Origin of the sequence: Kitasatospora sp. NPDC088861, from assembly GCF_044750105.1 — a bacterium.
GTDB lineage: Bacteria > Actinomycetota > Actinomycetes > Streptomycetales > Streptomycetaceae > Kitasatospora.
Genome location: NZ_JBIVJF010000019.1, coordinates 85,336 through 102,486, shown reverse-complemented (window position 1 = coordinate 102,486; position 17,151 = coordinate 85,336). Strand labels below are relative to the sequence as shown.

Annotated in this window: 18 protein-coding genes; 10 read left to right on the top strand and 8 right to left on the bottom strand. The window is 68.9% G+C overall.

Going from position 1 to position 17,151, the window contains the following annotated elements; translation table 11 throughout:
* Positions 1 to 54 precede the first annotated feature (54 nt).
* Both fxsT and ACIP37_RS27055 read right to left on the bottom strand, forming a co-directional pair.
* On the bottom strand, positions 55 to 3,975 hold the full coding sequence (gene fxsT / locus ACIP37_RS27060; RefSeq protein WP_363585070.1) for an FxSxx-COOH system tetratricopeptide repeat protein: 3,921 nt from the start codon (positions 3,973 to 3,975) through the stop codon (positions 55 to 57).
* Positions 3,976 to 4,058: 83 nt separating this feature from the next.
* Positions 4,059 to 5,438: a TIR-like protein FxsC gene (locus ACIP37_RS27055; RefSeq protein WP_363584998.1), complete on the bottom strand. Its 1,380-nt coding sequence runs from the start codon at positions 5,436 to 5,438 to the stop codon at positions 4,059 to 4,061.
* A 194-nt stretch (positions 5,439 to 5,632) separates the two neighbouring features.
* Here ACIP37_RS27055 and ACIP37_RS27050 point away from each other — a divergent pair, with 194 nt between their 5' ends.
* On the top strand, positions 5,633 to 5,827 hold the full coding sequence (locus ACIP37_RS27050) for a DUF397 domain-containing protein (protein ID WP_371517493.1): 195 nt from the start codon (positions 5,633 to 5,635) through the stop codon (positions 5,825 to 5,827).
* A gap of 160 nt (positions 5,828 to 5,987) precedes the next feature.
* Here the strand turns inward: ACIP37_RS27050 and ACIP37_RS27045 are convergent, their stop codons facing one another.
* Complete coding sequence (locus tag ACIP37_RS27045; RefSeq protein ID WP_371517494.1) at positions 5,988 to 6,239, bottom strand: hypothetical protein; 252 nt, start codon at positions 6,237 to 6,239, stop codon at positions 5,988 to 5,990.
* Positions 6,236 to 6,604 (bottom strand): ATP-binding protein, encoded by a 369-nt coding sequence (locus tag ACIP37_RS27040; RefSeq protein WP_400808792.1) that lies wholly within the window; start codon positions 6,602 to 6,604, stop codon positions 6,236 to 6,238. The genes ACIP37_RS27045 and ACIP37_RS27040 overlap by 4 nt, the downstream gene beginning before the upstream one ends.
* A gap of 146 nt (positions 6,605 to 6,750) precedes the next feature.
* Here ACIP37_RS27040 and ACIP37_RS27035 point away from each other — a divergent pair, with 146 nt between their 5' ends.
* Together ACIP37_RS27035 and ACIP37_RS27030 are read left to right on the top strand one after the other, a co-directional pair.
* Positions 6,751 to 7,620 carry a helix-turn-helix transcriptional regulator gene (locus ACIP37_RS27035; protein WP_363584992.1) on the top strand — a complete coding sequence of 290 codons (870 nt, stop codon included), beginning with the start codon at positions 6,751 to 6,753 and terminating at the stop codon, positions 7,618 to 7,620.
* Positions 7,621 to 7,622: 2 nt separating this feature from the next.
* On the top strand, positions 7,623 to 7,817 hold the full coding sequence (locus ACIP37_RS27030; RefSeq protein WP_363584990.1) for a DUF397 domain-containing protein: 195 nt from the start codon (positions 7,623 to 7,625) through the stop codon (positions 7,815 to 7,817).
* A gap of 49 nt (positions 7,818 to 7,866) precedes the next feature.
* Here ACIP37_RS27030 and ACIP37_RS27025 read toward each other — a convergent pair whose 3' ends face one another.
* Complete coding sequence (locus ACIP37_RS27025) at positions 7,867 to 8,286, bottom strand: NUDIX hydrolase (RefSeq protein WP_363632113.1); 420 nt, start codon at positions 8,284 to 8,286, stop codon at positions 7,867 to 7,869.
* A gap of 352 nt (positions 8,287 to 8,638) precedes the next feature.
* On the opposite strand from ACIP37_RS27025, the gene ACIP37_RS27020 reads away from it, so the two are divergent.
* From ACIP37_RS27020 to ACIP37_RS26990, 7 genes are all read left to right on the top strand, one after another.
* On the top strand, positions 8,639 to 8,851 hold the full coding sequence (locus ACIP37_RS27020) for a hypothetical protein (protein WP_363584986.1): 213 nt from the start codon (positions 8,639 to 8,641) through the stop codon (positions 8,849 to 8,851).
* Entirely contained in the window at positions 8,835 to 9,350 is a 516-nt protein-coding gene (locus ACIP37_RS27015) for a DUF6879 family protein (RefSeq protein WP_363632112.1), read from the top strand. Before ACIP37_RS27020 ends, ACIP37_RS27015 begins: the two co-directional genes overlap by 17 nt.
* Positions 9,347 to 10,180 (top strand): helix-turn-helix transcriptional regulator, encoded by an 834-nt coding sequence (locus ACIP37_RS27010; RefSeq protein WP_363632111.1) that lies wholly within the window; start codon positions 9,347 to 9,349, stop codon positions 10,178 to 10,180. Before ACIP37_RS27015 ends, ACIP37_RS27010 begins: the two co-directional genes overlap by 4 nt.
* Before the next feature lie 100 nt (positions 10,181 to 10,280).
* Positions 10,281 to 11,183, top strand: a complete 903-nt coding sequence (locus ACIP37_RS27005) for a phosphotransferase (protein WP_371517495.1) — start codon at positions 10,281 to 10,283, stop codon at positions 11,181 to 11,183.
* 34 nt (positions 11,184 to 11,217) lie between these two features.
* A complete protein-coding gene (locus ACIP37_RS27000) occupies positions 11,218 to 12,213 on the top strand; it encodes a nucleotidyltransferase domain-containing protein (RefSeq protein ID WP_363584978.1) in 996 nt (331 codons plus the stop codon).
* 10 nt (positions 12,214 to 12,223) lie between these two features.
* Positions 12,224 to 12,898 carry a histidine phosphatase family protein gene (locus ACIP37_RS26995; protein ID WP_363632108.1) on the top strand — a complete coding sequence of 225 codons (675 nt, stop codon included), beginning with the start codon at positions 12,224 to 12,226 and terminating at the stop codon, positions 12,896 to 12,898.
* 9 nt (positions 12,899 to 12,907) lie between these two features.
* On the top strand, positions 12,908 to 14,026 hold the full coding sequence (locus tag ACIP37_RS26990) for a hypothetical protein (protein WP_363584975.1): 1,119 nt from the start codon (positions 12,908 to 12,910) through the stop codon (positions 14,024 to 14,026).
* A 137-nt stretch (positions 14,027 to 14,163) separates the two neighbouring features.
* Here the strand turns inward: ACIP37_RS26990 and ACIP37_RS26985 are convergent, their stop codons facing one another.
* From ACIP37_RS26985 to ACIP37_RS26975, 3 genes are all read right to left on the bottom strand, one after another.
* Entirely contained in the window at positions 14,164 to 15,399 is a 1,236-nt protein-coding gene (locus ACIP37_RS26985) for a cytochrome P450 (RefSeq protein ID WP_400808798.1), read from the bottom strand.
* A 306-nt stretch (positions 15,400 to 15,705) separates the two neighbouring features.
* Positions 15,706 to 16,188 carry a DUF6879 family protein gene (locus ACIP37_RS26980; protein ID WP_400808800.1) on the bottom strand — a complete coding sequence of 161 codons (483 nt, stop codon included), beginning with the start codon at positions 16,186 to 16,188 and terminating at the stop codon, positions 15,706 to 15,708.
* Between the two features lie 144 nt (positions 16,189 to 16,332).
* Positions 16,333 to 17,142, bottom strand: a complete 810-nt coding sequence (locus ACIP37_RS26975) for an AAC(3) family N-acetyltransferase (RefSeq protein ID WP_363632238.1) — start codon at positions 17,140 to 17,142, stop codon at positions 16,333 to 16,335.
* Between the last annotated feature and the right edge of the window lie 9 nt (positions 17,143 to 17,151).

Genomic DNA, 17,151 nt, shown 5'->3' with positions numbered 1-17,151 from the left:
GTACCCGCCGCCCCCGGCCGGAGGCCGTGCTCTCACCGGCGCCTGCACCGCCGCTTACACCGGTTGCGGCTCCAGGTCCCGGTTGATCCGCTTCCAGCCGCGCGCCGCGACCGTGTTGGGGTGCTCCTCGCCGAACTGCCGGATCAGCTCGCCGATCGCGCGGGCCCGCAGTTCGGCGGCCTGGGTGTGCCGACCGGCCGAGCGCAGGGTGATCGACAGGTTGGCCTCGCAGGCGACGGCGTCCGGGTGCCGGGGCGTGTAGCGCTCGCACAGGCCCTGGTAGGCGGCCCGGCCGAGTTCCTCGGCGAGGCCGATCTGGCCGTCGTCGCCGTAGGCGTTGGCCAGGTTGATCACCGCGTTGAGGGTGTACGGGTGGTCCGCTCCGACGGAGTCGGTGAGCCCCTCGACGGTGAGCCGGCCGCGTTCGATGGCGCCCTGGACGTCACCGCTGCCGCGCAGGTAGATGCCGAGGTTGTTGGCGCAGGCCAGGGTGAAGGGGTGTTCGTCGCCGAACAGGCGGCGGTGGCCTTCGAAGACGGTGGAGCAGAGGTCGCGGGCGGCCTCCTTGTCGCCGGAGGCGCTGTGGTCGGCGGCCAGGTTGAGCGCGCAGGCGAGCGCGTCGGGGGCGTCGGCGCCGTAGCGCTCCAGGTAGCGCTCGTAGGTCTCCTTGGTGATCCGGCGGGCTTCGGCGAGCGCGCCGATGCGGCGCAGTGAGACGGCCAGGGACTTGGCGTTGCGCAGGTTCTCCGGCAGGTCGGGGTCGAGGACGTCGCCGAGGTCGGAGGTGACTTCCTGGAGCAGGTCCACCGAGCCGCGGTAGTCGCCGAGTTCGCGCAGGTCGCGGGCGAGGTTGGACTTGGTGGAGAGGGTGTAGGGGTGCCGGGGGCCGAGGACGGCCGTGCGCCGGTCGAGGGTCTCCTGGTCGAGTTCGCGGGCGGCCTCGCTGTTGCCGACGAGCCGGTAGTCGATGGCCAGGTTGTTGGCCATCGAGAGCGTGCGCGGGTTGTCGTCGCCGAACAACTCGCGGAACTGGTCGAGGATTTCGCGGTCGAGGTCGAGTGCGGCCTGGAACCGTCCGAGTGCCCGGCGGTCGGCGCCGAGGGAGCCGGCCGTCATCAGGGTGTACGGGTGGTGCTCGCCGAGCAGGGCCCGCTGGCGTTCCAGGGTGTCCTCGTCCAGGGCCAGTGCTTCCGCGTAGTTGCCCTGGGAGCGCAGCACGTTGGCGAGTTGGAAGCGCAGCAGCAGGGTCTGCCGGTCGTTCTCGCCGAGCTTGTTGGTCCACTCGGTGTCCAGGGCGTGGCCGAGGTCGCGGGCGCGGTCGAGTTCGCCGCGCTTCCAGAGGTAGCGGACGCGGTCGATGAGCAGCTGGCGGGTGTCCGCCTCGTCGCAGTTGTGCGCCTTGGAGGGCGACAGGTGCGGCCAGATCTCGTCGAAGGCGGGCCAGTTGGCGGGGTCATCGGTGTCGCCGAGGACCGGCCGGGCGCCGGTCAGGATGCGATGCACCTCGTGGACGGCGATCTCCTGTTCGTCGTCGGTCATCTCGGCCCGGATCACCGCCTGGACGAGCCGGTGCACCTGGAAGCTGTTGCTGCCGGCGTCGACCTTGGCCAGCGCGTACCGGCCGATCGCCTGGATCACCTTGCCCAGCATGAACTTGTCGCTGAGGTCGGCGTCGTACTTCACCAGCGCCCGGATCATCTGGTCGCTGTAGAAGAGGTTCATCGAGATCGGCTCGGGCGCGAAGAACGCGCAGAGCTGGAGGAGCCGGACGGCGGCCGGGGACTGCTGGCGCAGCCGGCCGATGGAGACGTTCCAGGTCGCGCCGACCGGGGTCGGGTAGTCGGCGGGGCGGGCGACGGCCAGCGCGCGGGCCGCCTCGGCGTGCAGTTGGGCGACGTAGGTCTCCACCGGGGTGCCGGTGGTGTCCAGCCAGGCGGCCGCGACCTCGACGGCGAGCGGCAGGTCGCCGACCGCCTCGGCGACCCGGTCGGCGTCCGGGCGGGACAGGCCGCGGGCTCGCCGGCACAGGTGCTCGACGCTCTCGCCGCGGGTGAAGACGTCCACCTCCAGCGCCTCGGCGTGCCCGGTCCAGGCCTGGTTCCGGGAGGTGACCAGGATGTGGCCGGAGCCGCCGGGGAAGAAGCGGCGGATCTCGGCCGGTTCGTCGGCGTTGTCGAAGATCAGCAGCCAGCGCGAGGTGGGCACGCCGCGGCGCAGCGCCTCCCGGGCGGCCTCGGCGGCTTCGGTGACGGAGTCGCCGACGCGCAGGCCGAGCCGGCGGGCGAGGTCGGCGAGGGCGGGGGCGACGAGTTCGGTCTGTTCGGCGTCGATCCACCAGACCAGGTCGTAGTCGGACATGAACCGGTGCGCGTACTCCAGCGCGACCTGGGTCTTGCCGACGCCGCCGAGCCCGTACAGCGTCTGGGGGGTGGGCAGGACGGCCGCCATGCCGCCGCGCAGCTGGTTGCGCAGTTGCTCCAGGACGGCGGCGCGGCCGGTGAAGGAGGGGTTGCGCGGCGGGACGTCCCACACGGTCGGCTTGCTGCCGGGGAAGCGCGGCCCGCCGCCGTTGGGCTCGGTCAGGACGACGTCGCCGCGGCCGAGGGCACGCAGCAGGGTCTGGACGGACTGCGTCTCGTCGCGGCCGACGAGGTCGACGGGGTTGCGGTTGCTGAAGGGTGCGGTGAGCCTGACGTCGCCGACGCGGACGGGGACGAGCTGGCGCCGGGTGCCGGCGGGGTCGGAGTTGACCACGGACTCCCACAGCGCCCGGGCCTGCGGGGAGCGCTGGTAGGCGGGCGAGAGCACGGCGACGGTCCGGTAGGCGGCGTCGATGCCGCGTTCGGTCTCCTCGCGCGTGTCGGTGCCGGCGCTGAGGTCGCGGGGCAGCACCCGGAAGCCGGCCCGGGTGAGCACGGACTCGATCCAGTCCGCCCACATCCGGTCCTCGGGGACGTAGGAGAGGTAGAGGTCGGCGGGGACGGACGGGCGGCGGCGGGTGAACGCGTCCACGTAGCGCAGCCGTAGTTCCTCGTCCATGACCGGCAGGGAGGTGACCTTGCGCCGGGTGATCATCGCGGTGAGCCGCTCGCAGGCGGCGAGCATCGAGGTGGGGGTGCCGGTCTGGTCGCCGAAGGTGGCGAGGATCTCCTCGTAGGCGTAGAACGGCCGGTACGGGATCTCCACCGAGCCCCAGTAGGAGGCGAGTTCCTCGCCGTTGAGGCCGGCCGGCAGCCCGTCGAAGCGGACCCGGGCGAGGGAGCGGCCGGCGTCGGCCTTCTCCTTCTCGCCCTCGTCGATGCGCATCGGGACGGGCAGGATGCGGATGCCGCGCTCGCGGTAGCGGTCGTGGATGTGCTGGGCGATCCGGGAGGCACCGTCGATGGACTGGTCGCTCAGGGTGAAGCAGACCACCAGGTCGTCGGGCATCTGGACGGTGCAGATCTCGGCGATGTCGGACAGTCCGGTGCGCGAGTCGATGAGCACGTAGTCGTACCGCTTGCTCATGTCGGCCTTGAGGGCGTCGAAGAACTGCCCGCCGTCGAAGCGGTCGTAGAAGATGTCCCAGTCCAGATGGGTGACGGCCTCGGAGTAGTCCCGGTTGAACTGGCCGGCGGACAGGAAGTCCAGGCTGCCCCCGGTCGGGAACAGCGGCCAGGACAGCGACAGCGCGTGCGGGTGCACCCTGGCGAAGTCCAGGTGCCAGCCCTCGGCGTGCTCGACCGGGCGCAGGGCCTCCTCGCGGTACTCGGCGATCAGGTCCATCATCCCGGTCGTGCCGGCCAGCGAGGCCGGGTCGAGGAAGGGGTGGAAGAACTTGGCCAGGCCCGGCGCCTCCAGGTCCCAGTCCACGGTGAGCACCCGGTAGCCGTTGGCGGCCAGGATCCAGGCCGTGTTGGCGAGCGCCATGGTGCGCCCGGTGCCGCCCTTGTAGGAGTAGAAGGTGATGATCCGGCCGTTGCGGTCCTGCTCCACGGACCGTCGCTCGGCCTCCCGCTGGGCGGCCAGTTCGGCCACGGTGAGGCCCCCGACGCGGAAGTTCCTGGTGGGGTTCTCGCTCATCTGGGTCGTCCTCCCAAGGGCGCCATCCCGTCATCGGGGTCATCGCCGTCGTCACGGTCTGGGTGGTCGTCGGGTCCGGAGCCGTCCTGCCCGAAGGGGGCGTCGCGGCCGAACGGGGCCGCGCCCGGGCCGCGCCGGAACGCGTCCCGCAGGTTCGGGCGGGGCGGCGGCGGGTCCTCCGGCTCGGCCCTGGTGCGGCCCTCGAAGGCGTACTTGGCCTTCATGGCGGCCCGGGGCAGCGCGTCGTCGAAGTCCTCCAGGGTGTTCAGCCCGGTCGGGCCGGTCACGCCGAGGAAGCTGGGGCGGCTCGCCCGCCGGGTGATGCGCAGCGCCTGGTCGCTCAACTCTCCGAGGTCGCCGCCGCGTTCCTCGCACTCGGGGTCCTCGGTGTTCCACGGCTCCAGGACGCTCACCCAGGTGGCGTCCGAGCGGTCGAAGCGGCGGACGAGCTCCCGGCGGTCCGGGTCGCGCAGCGCCCACCGGTCGAGCAGGAGCAGGCCGGGGGCTGCCGCCTCCCCCTCGATGATGGACTCGACCTCGTCGTCGAACTCGTGCACGGTCGGCTGGAACCCCAACTGCCGGGCCAGCCGCACCGCGTGCTGGGCGATCGGCGAGCCGGCCGGGCGATAGGGGTGCCAGTCGGTGCGCCGGGTGCCGTAGAAGTCGGGATTGCGGTCGGGCGGCAACTCGCCCTGATGGTAGGAGAGTACGGAGATCCGCAGCTGCTTGGTCGGCGCGCTCACGTCGAAGGCACTGGGCAGGCCGTTGAAGTCCAGCCGCCGCCCGACCGGGATCACCGTCTCCTCCGCCACCTGCACGATCCGCGCCGCCAGCCGGTGCACGGCCAGCTCGTAGGCGGAGCGGAAGTAGGTGAGCTTCATCAGCGCGTACAGGCCCTCGGTGGCGTAGTCCGGCCCGAAACTGGCGTGGTTGAACTGGAGTTCACTGGCCACCTTGGGCAGCCGGTAGCGACTCATCGGCGCCCACAGCACCGGCACGATGCCACTGGTGCGCTCCGCGTCGATCGTCGCCGGGTACACCGGGCGGCGGGTGAAGGCGTGCCACTCCTGCCCGCACGGGACGCTGTTGAAGTACCGGGGCGAGTACAGCGGTACGAACACCCGGCAGGTCGCCAGCTCCTCCGACAGCCGCTCCGCCCACAACTCCCCCTGGTGCATGGACTCGTCCATGAAGCCGACCGGCACCCCGGCCGGGACCGTGGTCAGTTGCAGCACCGCCTCGCACAGGTCCCGGTACAGCTGGCGCACCCAGTGGTTCGGATCACCGGCGCCGCGCGTGCCGGCCTTCGGGGTGTGCGCGTAGGAGAGGAAGAAGTACGGCCGGGCATCGTCCTCGTCCCAGCCACGGTCGTTCACACGCGCCTCCCCCGGGCCCGTCGGCAACCTGGTTCCCGCAGCCCCCGTGCGGCGGGGTCTCAGTGTAGGAACGACTGAGGACCCAAGGGAATAGCACAACGAGTCGTACGAATTGACATGACCGAAACGACGCGGCTGTGCGCCCGCTTATCGTGGCTCCAGCACGTCCGCCACGGAGTACAAGGAAGGTAGCCATGGACCACCTCAACTGGCAGAAGCCGAGCGTCAGCGGGGAGGAAGCCAACTGCATCGAGATCGCTTCCGACGGCGACTTCGTCTACCTCCGCGAGTCCGACAACCCCACCCACATCGTCACCACCACCCGCGCCAAGCTCAACGCCTGGCTCCTCGGCGCCAAGGCCGGCGAGTTCGACCACTTCATCGCCTGACCTCCACGGCCGGGCATGGCGCGGGCCCGCCTGGAGGAGGCGGGCCCGCGTGCCATGCATGGCACCTATGTCCGATCCCGTCGATCCCGCAGCCGCTCGGACCGGGCCTGGCAGACACCGCCGACGGCGGCGGCCAGCAGGATCAGGACCAGCATGCCCGTCACGCCTGGCCCCGTCGGCGCTTGAACTCGCGCAGCAGAGTCAGCAGGTTGATCAAGGTGCTGGCCGGGATGTTGCCGATGGAGACCAGGGCACGGCCGTTCAGATCGGTCTCGCCGGACTGGGCGGACGGCCAGAGGAGGCCGAACTCGCGTCCCTCCGTGCGGAGATCGACGATCAGTTCGGTGATCTGCCGGCCGGTGAGCTGCCGCAGGGCCGGGTCGGCGGGGTGGATCGGGTGGTGGGCGATCACGCGGCGCCGTCCAGCTCGAACCAAACGCGCTTGCCGAGCTTCTGCGGCTCCGCACCCCAGCGGTGCATGAGCCCCTCCACCAGCATCAACCCCCGCCCGGACTGGGCGAACGGGTCGGGCTTCCACTGCTCGGGCAGCACGGGACTGCGGTCCGCGACGGTGACGCGGAGCGTCCCGTGGACGACGGCGACCAGGACGACGGGCGCGGCGGTCAACCCGTGCCGCCAGGCGTTCACCACCAGCTCCACGAGAGCGAGTTCGGCATCCCCGATGGAGGAATTGGGGTACCCGGCGCGCGCCATGGTGTCGCGCAACGCCTCGCGAGAGACGGTGAGGGAGGGGGAGTTGAGGTTGGGGTCACACATGGGGAATCTCCCAGCGGTGCAAAGTGATTGGTGAGTGGACTGTAGGGCCAATCACCACAATCCTGCAACACTCTCCGCATCTAGATCTACACTTTCAGTAGGCGGCCTACTCGTTGGCCGAACTACTGCACGAGAAGGGCACGTGCATGGGATTCAGGACCGCAATCAGCGAACGACAGCGTCGACTTGGCGATGAGCTGCGGCGTCTCCGCACCAGCGCAGGCATGTCCCTTCCAGAACTCGGCGAGCTGGTCGGCATGAAGGGACCAGCCGTCAGCCACACCGAGTCGGGCAGGCTTGGTATCAATCCTGAGCGATTGGCCCTCTGGCTCGACGCCTGCCATGCCAACGATCCCGAGTATCGAGCAGGCCTTCTCGCCATGGGCCAGAGCAACGGCAAGGGCTGGTGGACCGACTACCGGCCCTACGTTCCAACGTCAGCCCTCGATCTCGCCGAGTTCGAACACGGCGCTACCCGCCTGGACACATACGAGACGCTACTGATCCCTGGCCTGCTCCAGACCAAGGGCTACAGCGAGGTCATCCTCGAATACGCGCAGAAGACGGTCGAGTTCCGACAGTCGCGGCAACGCATCCTGAGCGTCGAGAACGGGACGCCATTTCATGCCGTGATCCACGAGGCTGCGCTACGAACGATGTACGGCGGACCTACCGTCATGCGTGACCAGCTGAACCACCTGGCCGAGGTCGGCAAGCTGCCTCACGTCACCATCCAGATCCTGCCGTTCGACTGCACCGTGTTCGCCTCGGCCGACACCCCGTTCATGCTGCTTCACGGCCGACACTCCAAGCTCGACACCGTCTTGATGGAACAGCCCCAGGGCTCACCATTCCTTGGCGAGCCCGAAGCAGTAGCCTCGTTCCGGCGACAGTTCGAACGACTCAAAGGCCTGGCACTCCCGCCTCTGACGGCCAGCGCATCCGAGCTATCGCCCTCATATCGCGACTCATGGGGCTTGCTCCAGCACATTCGGTACGCAGTACAGGGAAGGTAAGCATGGAACAGCTCAACTGGCAGAAGTCGAGCTTCAGTGGGGAGCAGACCAACTGCATCGAGGTCGCTTCCGAGGGTGAGCTGGTCTACATCCGCGAGTCCGACGACCCCGCCCACATCGTCACCACCACCCGCACCAAGCTCAACGCCTGGCTCCTCGGCGCCAAGGCCGGCGAGTTCGACCACTTCACCGCCTGACCCACACAGCGCAGAAGGGCGGCTCCCGCGAACTCGCGGGAGCCGCCGCCTACCGATCGGCGCTGAGCGCGGTATCGAGATACTCCTGCACCGGCTCGAACAGCCCGTACGGCACGTACTCGGGGATCTCGGCGAGAGCCACCCACGCGAGCTGGTCCAGCTCCTCCGTGTCGACCACCTCGGCGGTGCCGCTGACGACCTCACAGGCCGTGTACGACATCAGTCGGCCGGTCTTCGGGTGCACGCGCTCACCCAGGAGCTTGATCGCGGCCACACCGAGCCCGGTCTCCTCCGCCGTCTCTCGGACAGCCGCCAGCTCGGGCGACTCGCCGGACTCGATCTCACCAGCCGGGAACTGCCACGAGAGCTGGCCCTCGCTGACCCGCCGCCGGACCATCAGGACGCGGCCTTCGTGGGCCACGATCGCGGCGGCGATTCCCGGGCGTTCCTCGGCAGTCTGCTGTGTCACGTCTGCTCCTCCAGCGCGGCCAGGACGGGTGGAAAGATCGTATCGGCGCGATGAAGCGGGTCACCTTCTCTCGCCGACACCAGTGCCGAGACGATCTTCTCCAAGCGCTTTCTGGAGCACATCAGCTCCAGGGCTCGGCCGGGCCTCTGATGATGACGGACTTCAGCCGGACCAGCGGTTGCCCCTCGCAAGGAGCCGCCGGTCAACAGCTCCCCGGAGCGTCAGAGCGGGAGACCCCCGGCAAGATTCTTATTCCAGATCAGGAATATGCCCGATACGGCTTGGACAGGCGCCGCAGCCGGCCTTAGCGTCGTTGATGGGTTGGGAGGCACTCGACCTGGAAGGGGTCAGCATGGCTGAGTACCCGCAACTGCTGCGTCTTACCGGCAAGTTCAACGGCCCGAACTGCGACGATGACGACTGCCCGAACGTGTACGCCACCGACCGAGGGACGTTCGTGGTCCAGGGCGACCACTTCACGGCCCTGAAGGTGCCCACCGGGGAGTCCGCCGTCGAGATTCCCCGACACGTCCTGGAGGAGGCCATCCGTGCTCTTGGATGGTGACCAGTGGCGCGCTCACTTCGACAGTTACCAGCACGAAGCGTTCCGGTTCGAGGCGCAGCCCGCCTACACCATGCCCAGGGAAGCAGAGAGCCTGGCCCGCTTTCTGCGCGGCGAGCCGAAGCCGGTCGATCACAACGCGGCGTGGCACCGGAGGGTGCACGGCTTCGTCTCCTCGGGGCGGACGATCGGCCGCGTCCGGGTGGTGCGCCGCCCCCTCACGGACTACCAGCGGTACCAGTTCGCCTGGGGCATCCCCGGCAACATCGCCGCCGGGGAAGACATTCGAATCCTGGACGCCACTGAAGGGAACTTCGGTATCCCCGACCAGGACTGGTGGCTGTTCGATGACACCTCGGCGGTCCACCTGAACTTCCGACCTGACGGCACCCAGATCAACCGGGAGCTGGTCAGCGGCGACATGCGCCGCCACCGCGAGTGGAAAAGAATCGCCCTGGCTCACTCCGTGCCGTTTTCCGAATATCTGAAAGAGCTCGGGTGACGCTCGATCCAGATCAGCTCGGCCGGTCGAAGTCCGATCTGGCCGAAACGCTCAGAAGGCTCCGCCTGGAAGCCGGTCTCACAGGAGACCGGCTTTCGGTGCGTTGTGGCATCTCCCAGAGCAAGATCAGTAAGATCGAGACCGGAAAACTGACCCCGACCCTCGTCGATGTGGAGCGCATCCTCAGGGCTCTTGGGGCTCCGGCCGCCCTCGTCCGGGAAGTATCCTCGCTGGCTCGTACGGCCAATACCGAGTGGCAGGACAAGCGAACCTCATGGCGCCGGGGCATCGAAAAGCGACAGGCGGAGCTGGCGTCGCTGGAGTCGGACGCGACAGAGCTGCGATATTTCCTGCCGGCAATGATCACAGGCCTCCTGGCCACGCCCGAGTACATTCGGGCCAGCTTGAGCCACTCCCCCGGCGACAGGGCGATCATCGTGGGCCGCAAGCTGGAACGCCAGGTGGCTCTCTACGACGAATCAAAGTCATTCACGTTCCTGCTCACGGAGCAGGCGGTGAATTGGGCACTGCTTCCTCCTCAGGCAATGGCCGTCCAGATTGACCGCCTTGCATCGCTCACCCATCTGCCGTCCGTTCGAATCGGCGTGATTCCATATGGGACACTTATTACTCGCGGACCAATGAACACGTTCACGGTGTACGACGACCGCCTCGCCACTGTGGAGTCGTTCACCGGCCGTCTCGCATTTCGCGATCACCGGGACATCCAGCGCTATCGTGAAATTTTCTCGATATTCGAAGAATCCGCCCTCTTCGGCGACGAGGCCAGGGGGCGGCTCAGCGAATGGTCGATGATTTACCGTGGGTGATATTTATTCACTGACGGGAATATCGTTGTCCGGCCTGCTCGAACCCTCCTAGTCTGGACGCCTGCGCTACGGCGACTCGGTACGGCAGAAGGACGGGCCGATGAACACCTGGGAGTTCGTGAAGGACCGGACCGCCACCCGGGGTGCGGTCTGGAGATCGGCTGACGGCTCGCTCTACAAGCGGACCGGCGGAGAGGACTTGCGGGCGGAAGTCGAGTTCCAGCAGCTGGCCGCCGGACTTGGATACCCCGTACCTGCGATTGTCGACAGCGGATTCGAAGGCGGAAGTTACTTCGCCATCGAACGCACCATCGGCAACAGCTCACTGCACGAGGACGCCCTGGCCGACACTCAGCGGGCCGGACAGGTCGGCGACCACGTGATCAGCACCGCGGCCGCCGTCGCCTCGAAGCTCCTACAGGCCCAGGCGAGGCACCCTCTGCCCTCGACCCCGTGGTTCGAGAAGGCGGCCTTCGCAGCGGCCGTCTTCGAGGAGAACCCGGACTTCGACACGCCGCGGGTCCACCAGGCCGTCGAGCACGCCCTCGACCGGCTGTCCCGACTCCCCATCGTGCACGGGCACTTGGACTACGGTCTGCCCAACATCCTCACGGCCGGGATCATCGACTGGCAGCACCACGGACCGATCCCGTTCGGCTACGACGTGTACCCGGCGCTCGACATCGTGGCCTTCAAAGGTGGAGGCAAGGGCTACACCATCACCTCGGAGCAGCGCGCCACGTACACCGTCGCACTCGACCGGACCAGCACGTCCCTGATCGGCCGGCGGGTGAGCGATCACCTGGGCGACTTCCTGCTCGTCAAGTGCTTCTTCTTCCTCGCCCTCATGCGGCCCACTCACCCCGCAGGGCATGACAAGCACATCAAGTGGCAGTACCGCCGCGCCCTCTTCTCGATGGGACTTGAGCAGTATGAGTCGTCCACCACGATTGACACCGGAGCCTTCCCCGCTCTGGAGCAGTTCGCCGCTGAACACCGGTAGGCCGGTCCCCATCGTCCGCGACCGTGACTACCTGATGGATCACCACGGCGTCGTCTTCAAGGTCATCGGGGACAGCCACCCCGGCAGCCACTACCTGGGCTACGTCAAGTACCACCCGGACGAGAAGGGGGACCGGCGGGTGTTCGGCCGGACCTACCGGCAGAACAGTGTCGTGTCGAAATCCTTCGGCATCCTTGCCGACCGACCGGAGTGCTACGTCTACTCCGACGCCCTCGGCTGCGTCATCACGGGCATTCCGCGCGAGGACGTCGCCGTCCACTACTCGTGCCGCCAGGCCCTCTCTGCCATCCATGAGGAACCCGGATCGGTCGCCGACAATCCGGCAGGCAAGGACCTCCTGGCGATCACCGAGTGGGTCGCCACGAACGGCGCCCGGGATCTCCTGGGTGTCACCGGGTCCTTTCTCGTCGGCTGTTTCAACGAACGCTCGGACATCGACCTCGTCTGCTACGGGCCGGAGGGCTACGAGGCCGCCCAGGACCTGTTCCAGCAGACCGCTCTGATCAAGCCCTACGACGGAGACGACCTGACCCGGCTGTACATCCGCCGGGCCAAGTACATGGAGGGCAGCTCCTTCGAGGCCCTCATCAAGCAGGAACGCCGAAAGCTCCAGGGGCTCACCTCCAGCTCCGGCGCGCACATCAACTGCGAACCCATCCGCTCCGACCGCGACAGACCCTTCTCCCGCATCTCCTCCAAGGAGATCGGAGAGATCTCCCTCCTCGCGAGAATCACCGACCACGCCGAAGGCCTCACCACCCCGGCGCTCTATGGGATCAAGGTCAGGACCATCCTGAGCTCGACCATCGACGAGCCCGACTCCTTCGCCCGCCGGATCACCCACATGCGTTCCTACCTCGGCGCCTACACCGGCGCGTTCCGATCCGGAGACACCGTGCACCTGTCCGGCAAACTCGTCCACTCCCAGGACGGCGACCGCAGCAGCTTCGGCATCGAGCTCACCCCCTGGACCGTCAGCGGCTCCTACGTCGCCAACCTCGCCGCGTAGGCGCCGCGCGGTGGCCCTGCTCGTCATCCGGCACGCCGAGTCCGTCGAGAACGCCGACAAGTACCACGGCTTCTACCAGGACCCGCGCCCCTGCACCGGAGCCGTCGCCCACACCATCTCCCGCACGATCGTCGGCCTCACCCCGCACGGTTTCCGGCAGGCCCAGTGGCTCGCCGGCATCCTGCCGAAGCTCGCCGGCCCCACGCCACGCGTCTACACGTCGACCTACCGCAGGACGATCGACACCGCCGCGATCGCCCTGCCCGACATCCCCGACGGCTGGCCCCAGCAGACCACGCTCCTCGACGAGCAGCACTACGGCGACGCCACCTACATGACCAAGCGTGAGCTGAACGACAGCTACCCCGAACTCGCCGAGGACCGCCGCCTGCGCAAGCACCTCTGGACCGCACCGGGTGGCGGCGAGTCGCTCGCCGAAGGCGTACTCAACCGGGCCACCGAGTTCGCCGCCCTCGCCCAGGCCGAACTCCAGGAATCGAGCACCATCGTCGCCTTCACCCACCAGACCGCCGCAGTGGCACTCCGCTCCCTACTCGAAGCCTGCACCCTGCCCGAGATCCTCGCCGAGGAGCGGAAGGGCAAGATGCCCAACGCCGCGATCCTCCACTACGAACTGCGAGACGGCCGGTTCACCCGGACGCGAACCACGACCCCGCCGATCTAGGAGGAGTCCGTGCGACACCTGTTCCTCAACGGCCCTGTCCAGAACGGGACCTTCATCTTCGGCACCCGCCCCGGCAAGGCCGTCGGCATCCGCCTCGCCGCCGCCCTCAACGCCATCCTCGGCTCACCGCCCGCACCCCACCTGTGGAACACCGCCACCCTCGCCGGAGACCTCCGCCACCGCGAGGCTGAGGGGCCGAAGATCCCCCGTCAGCGCTTTGAGGCCGACCTCATCGCGAGCAAGTACGCGCCGGGGCAGTCTCCGGCAGGCGGCATCATGACCGACACCGACACTGAGGTCGCAAGCCTCGCCCTGGAGATGATCGAGAACAACCTCCGCGCCGGCACCCTGACCATCAGCCGTGAGACCGTTCCCACCTGCCGGGCCTGCGGCCACATGACCGGTACCGGTGGCCGCCCCTGCAACGCCTGCGGCAGCACCGACACCCGGGACCGCACAAGCCTTCACCTTGTCGCCGAACTCGCCAAGGACCGCCCCATCCTCGACCGCTCGGACATCCACGCCAGTCACCGACAGCAGCCCAGACACCTTCAGGGCACCGTCGGCAAGGTTCCAGGGCGCCTGATCCTCTCCCGTACCCGCGACCACGGCATCGACCTGTCGCCAGTCGGTCTCGACCGCCTCGTGCTCGACCCGCGCGCCGGCATCCATGCCACCGTCCTCGCCGCAGCCCGAAGGCACCGGGCGGAGGTGGCCGTCATGGCCACCACCCAGAATGCCGCCAACCACATCGCCGCCCACGGCCTGCACTTCCGCGAACACGACGGCATCCGCCTCCGCTATGCCCTCCACGGACACCTGCCCTACAACCACACGGCAGATCTTCAACCGCTCCACGACGCATACCGAGCCACCCCGGCGATCAAGGAGAGCTTCGAAGCCTGGTTCCTCCCCCTCTTCTCCCTGCAGGCCAAGGCCGCAACCCGGCCCGAGCAGTTGCCGGCAATCTTCAGGCACTACATGCGGGCGCACCTGGCCAGACCGGCTGCAGCCGACGAAGAGATGATCGAGGCCCTACGGTGCTCAGTCGAAGCCGGCAATACGGAATGGATCACTCGGAAACGCGTGCTGGCCGCCGCGATGACAGCTTGTGAGGCCACTGTGTAGAAGCATCCGGCCCTGCATAGGAAGTCGGGCCCACCGACTTCCTATGCACAGGGAGGCTCGACAGGAACGTCGCCGCCTTCGACGGAAGGGCGGCTCCCGCGAACTCGCGGGAGCCGCCCTTCCCCCAGGTGCCGCCGTCACTCTGCGGTGGGCCTCGGGACGATCCAGAGCTCGGCCGGGCCGCTGATGATGACGGACTCCAGGCGGGCCGGCCTCGGGCTGGCCGGGTCCAGGACACTGCCGGGGTAGGCGCCGAAGAGGCCGCCCAGGGCCACTTCGGCCTCCAGCCGGGCCAGGGGTGCGCCGAGGCAGAAGTGCGGGCCGTAGCCGAAGGACAGGTGCTCCTTGTCGGGGCGGGTCGGGTCGAAGTCGTCCGGCCGGTCCGGGTGGACCTCCGGGTCCCGGCCGGCCGCGCCGAATCCGAGCAGGATCGGCTCGCCCTGCCGGATGACCACGCCCTCGCCGAGGTCGATGTCCTCCAGCGGGTAGCGAAGCGGGATGTGCATCACCGGGCTCTCGTGGCGCAGGGTCTCCTCGATGACGTCCTCCCACGCGAGGGCGCCCTCGCGGACCTGGGCCAGGTAGCGGGGGTGGGTGAGGAGCGCCTGGACGGCGCTGGTGATGAGGTTGACCGCCGTCTCGTACCCGGCGCCGAGCATCAGGAAGAGCTCGTCGCGGGACTCCTCCTCGGCGCGGCCCGTGTCGCCGCCGGTGCTGACGGCGGCCACGTCGCTGGCGAGGTCGGGCCCGGGGTCGCGCCGTTTGAGCTCCAGCAGTTCGACCAGCACCACGTTGATCTCCGCCCGCGCGACCGTCATCTGCTCGGTCGTCGCCGTCGTCGTCAGCAGGGTGTCCATCGACCGGCCGATCTGCGGCCGCATGTCGGCGGGTACGCCGAAGAGGTCGCAGATCACCGTCATGGTGAGCGGGAACGAGAGGGCCCGGCGGATGTCCACGGCCTCGCCGGGGGCGAGGTCACGGAACGCGCCGACCAGGGCGGCGGTCGTCGCCTCGATCCCGGACCGCAGCGCGGACACCCGGCGGGGCGAGAACGAGGGCGCCATCCGTCGTCGTGCCGAGCGGTGTTCGTCGCCGTAGCGGTTGAAGAAGTTCTGCTGGAACGCGATCGGGCCCATCGGCCACCCCTCGGGCACCGCGGCCAGGCCGGGCCAGTGCTTGCGCGGGTCGCGGGAGACCCGCGGATCGCCGGTCAGGGCGCGGATCACCGAGCTGCGGGTCACGGACCAGGCGAGGATGCCGCCGGGGAGTTCGACCCGCACGGCGGGCCCGGCGGCGCGGAGCTCCGCGTTCTGCTGGTGCAGGGCCCGGGCGGTCATGTCCAGCACCGGGCAGCCGTTGTCGTCTGGAGCCATGGCATTGCTCCTCAGGATCTCTCGGGGGTGCCCCGGCAGTCCGTGCCGCGACACGTCCTGCCGTGTCCGGGGCCTGTGCTCCGTTCTAGAGCGGCGCGGAGCGGTCGTCAACGGGCCGGGACGGTGTTACCAGGATCATCCAGTCAGACGGACTGTGCACCGTCTACACCGATGGTCACGCCGAACCGGCCCAGGTCCGGCCTCCCCTCCTCCCCCCACCACCAGGCCGGCTCGCTTGCGCAGCTCTCGCAGCTTCTTCCCCAGCTCGGACTTGGACTGTCCGAGCCGTTCCGGATCCAGAGACACTCAGCCGCTTGCTCTCACGTACTCCGAGAAAGGAACCGACTCGGATACGGCCAAGCGCTTCCACTCGACGAATCGGATCGGGTCGCCGTCGAACACCTCGCGACTGATCTGCGTCCCGTCCGGGCGGTAGTTCATCAGGACCACCCTGGACTCGTCGAACATCCAGAAATCCTGATCCGGTAAGCCCGGATTCTCGCGGCCGGTCAGGTCGAGAATCCGGATGTCCTCGCCGGCCGCGACGTTGTGGCCATAGTGCGCGAACTCGAAACGGAGGTAGTCCGTCAGGGGCCGGGTGATCACGTGATCGCGCCGAACAGCTCCGTCGCCACCGAACCTGCTGCGAGGGTCGCACAAGAAGTCGACCCCACCGACTTCTTGTGCAACACCGCATCCGTCGGCCCGCGTCCCAGGTGTCCTGGGACGCGGGCCGACGTCATGACCGGGCCGGGCCTGTGCGGAGAGCGCAGGCCCAGCCCTCTCCACAGGTAGGCGCGTCCTTGTGCGTAGGAAGTCGGTGAGGCCGACTTCCTACGCACAAGAGACCTGGACAGGACCGTCGCCGCTTCGGCGGGGCCGAAGCGGCGACGGGAGCAACCGAACTGGAGGAGGGGCGGGGGCGCGGGACCGTCAGGGGCGGAGGAGGTGTTCGGCGAGGTCGACGGCTTCGCGGACGGGGACGAGGCGGCAGTCGGTGGTGCCGAGGTGGATGGTGGTGATGCCGGTGGCAGCGGCGAGGACCTGGGTGCCGAGGTCGGCGAAGTGGAGGTCGTCGAGCTCGGGGGCCCGGAAGGTGAGCCAGCCGTCGGGGCCGACGCAGCGGTACTCACGCAGGGGGACGTCGGGCATGCGCTGGTCGGCGAGGTGGAAGGCGGTGAACCGGGCCATCGGGACGCCGAGCATCAGCACCCTGGCGTCGAGGTCGTAGAGGCGCCCGAGCGGGGACTCGGGGCCGAGGTGGGAGGTGAGGGGGTGGTGGGCGGTGATCTCGCGGGCGTGCCGGCCGAGGGCCGTCCAGGAGGTCTGGGGGTGGCGGCTGCGCAGGGCGCCGGGGCGGGTGCGGATCTCCTCGGAGAGGGCGCCCATGGTCGGCGAGCAGGGGGTGTTCGCCGGGTCGAACCGCGGCATCCGGGCCCGGTAGGCGGCGGTCTCGGCCGGGGTGAGGCCGGCGGTGGCGGTCTGGTGGATGCGCGAGGTGGCGGAGTTCTCGGGGGTGGCGGTGTAGGCGACCAGGGTGCCGCCGGGGCCGAGGACGTGGAGCAGCGCGTCGGCGACGGTGGCGGCGCCGCCGTCCACCGGGCCGAGGGCGCGCAGGGAGGCCTCGACGTGCACCACCATGCCTGGGCGGACGCCGAGTTGGGCGAACCCGGCGGCCAAACCCCCAGCGGTGAGGGCGGTATCGGTGAGGGCGGTGCCGGTGAGAGCAGTGACGGTGCGCATGGCCGCTCC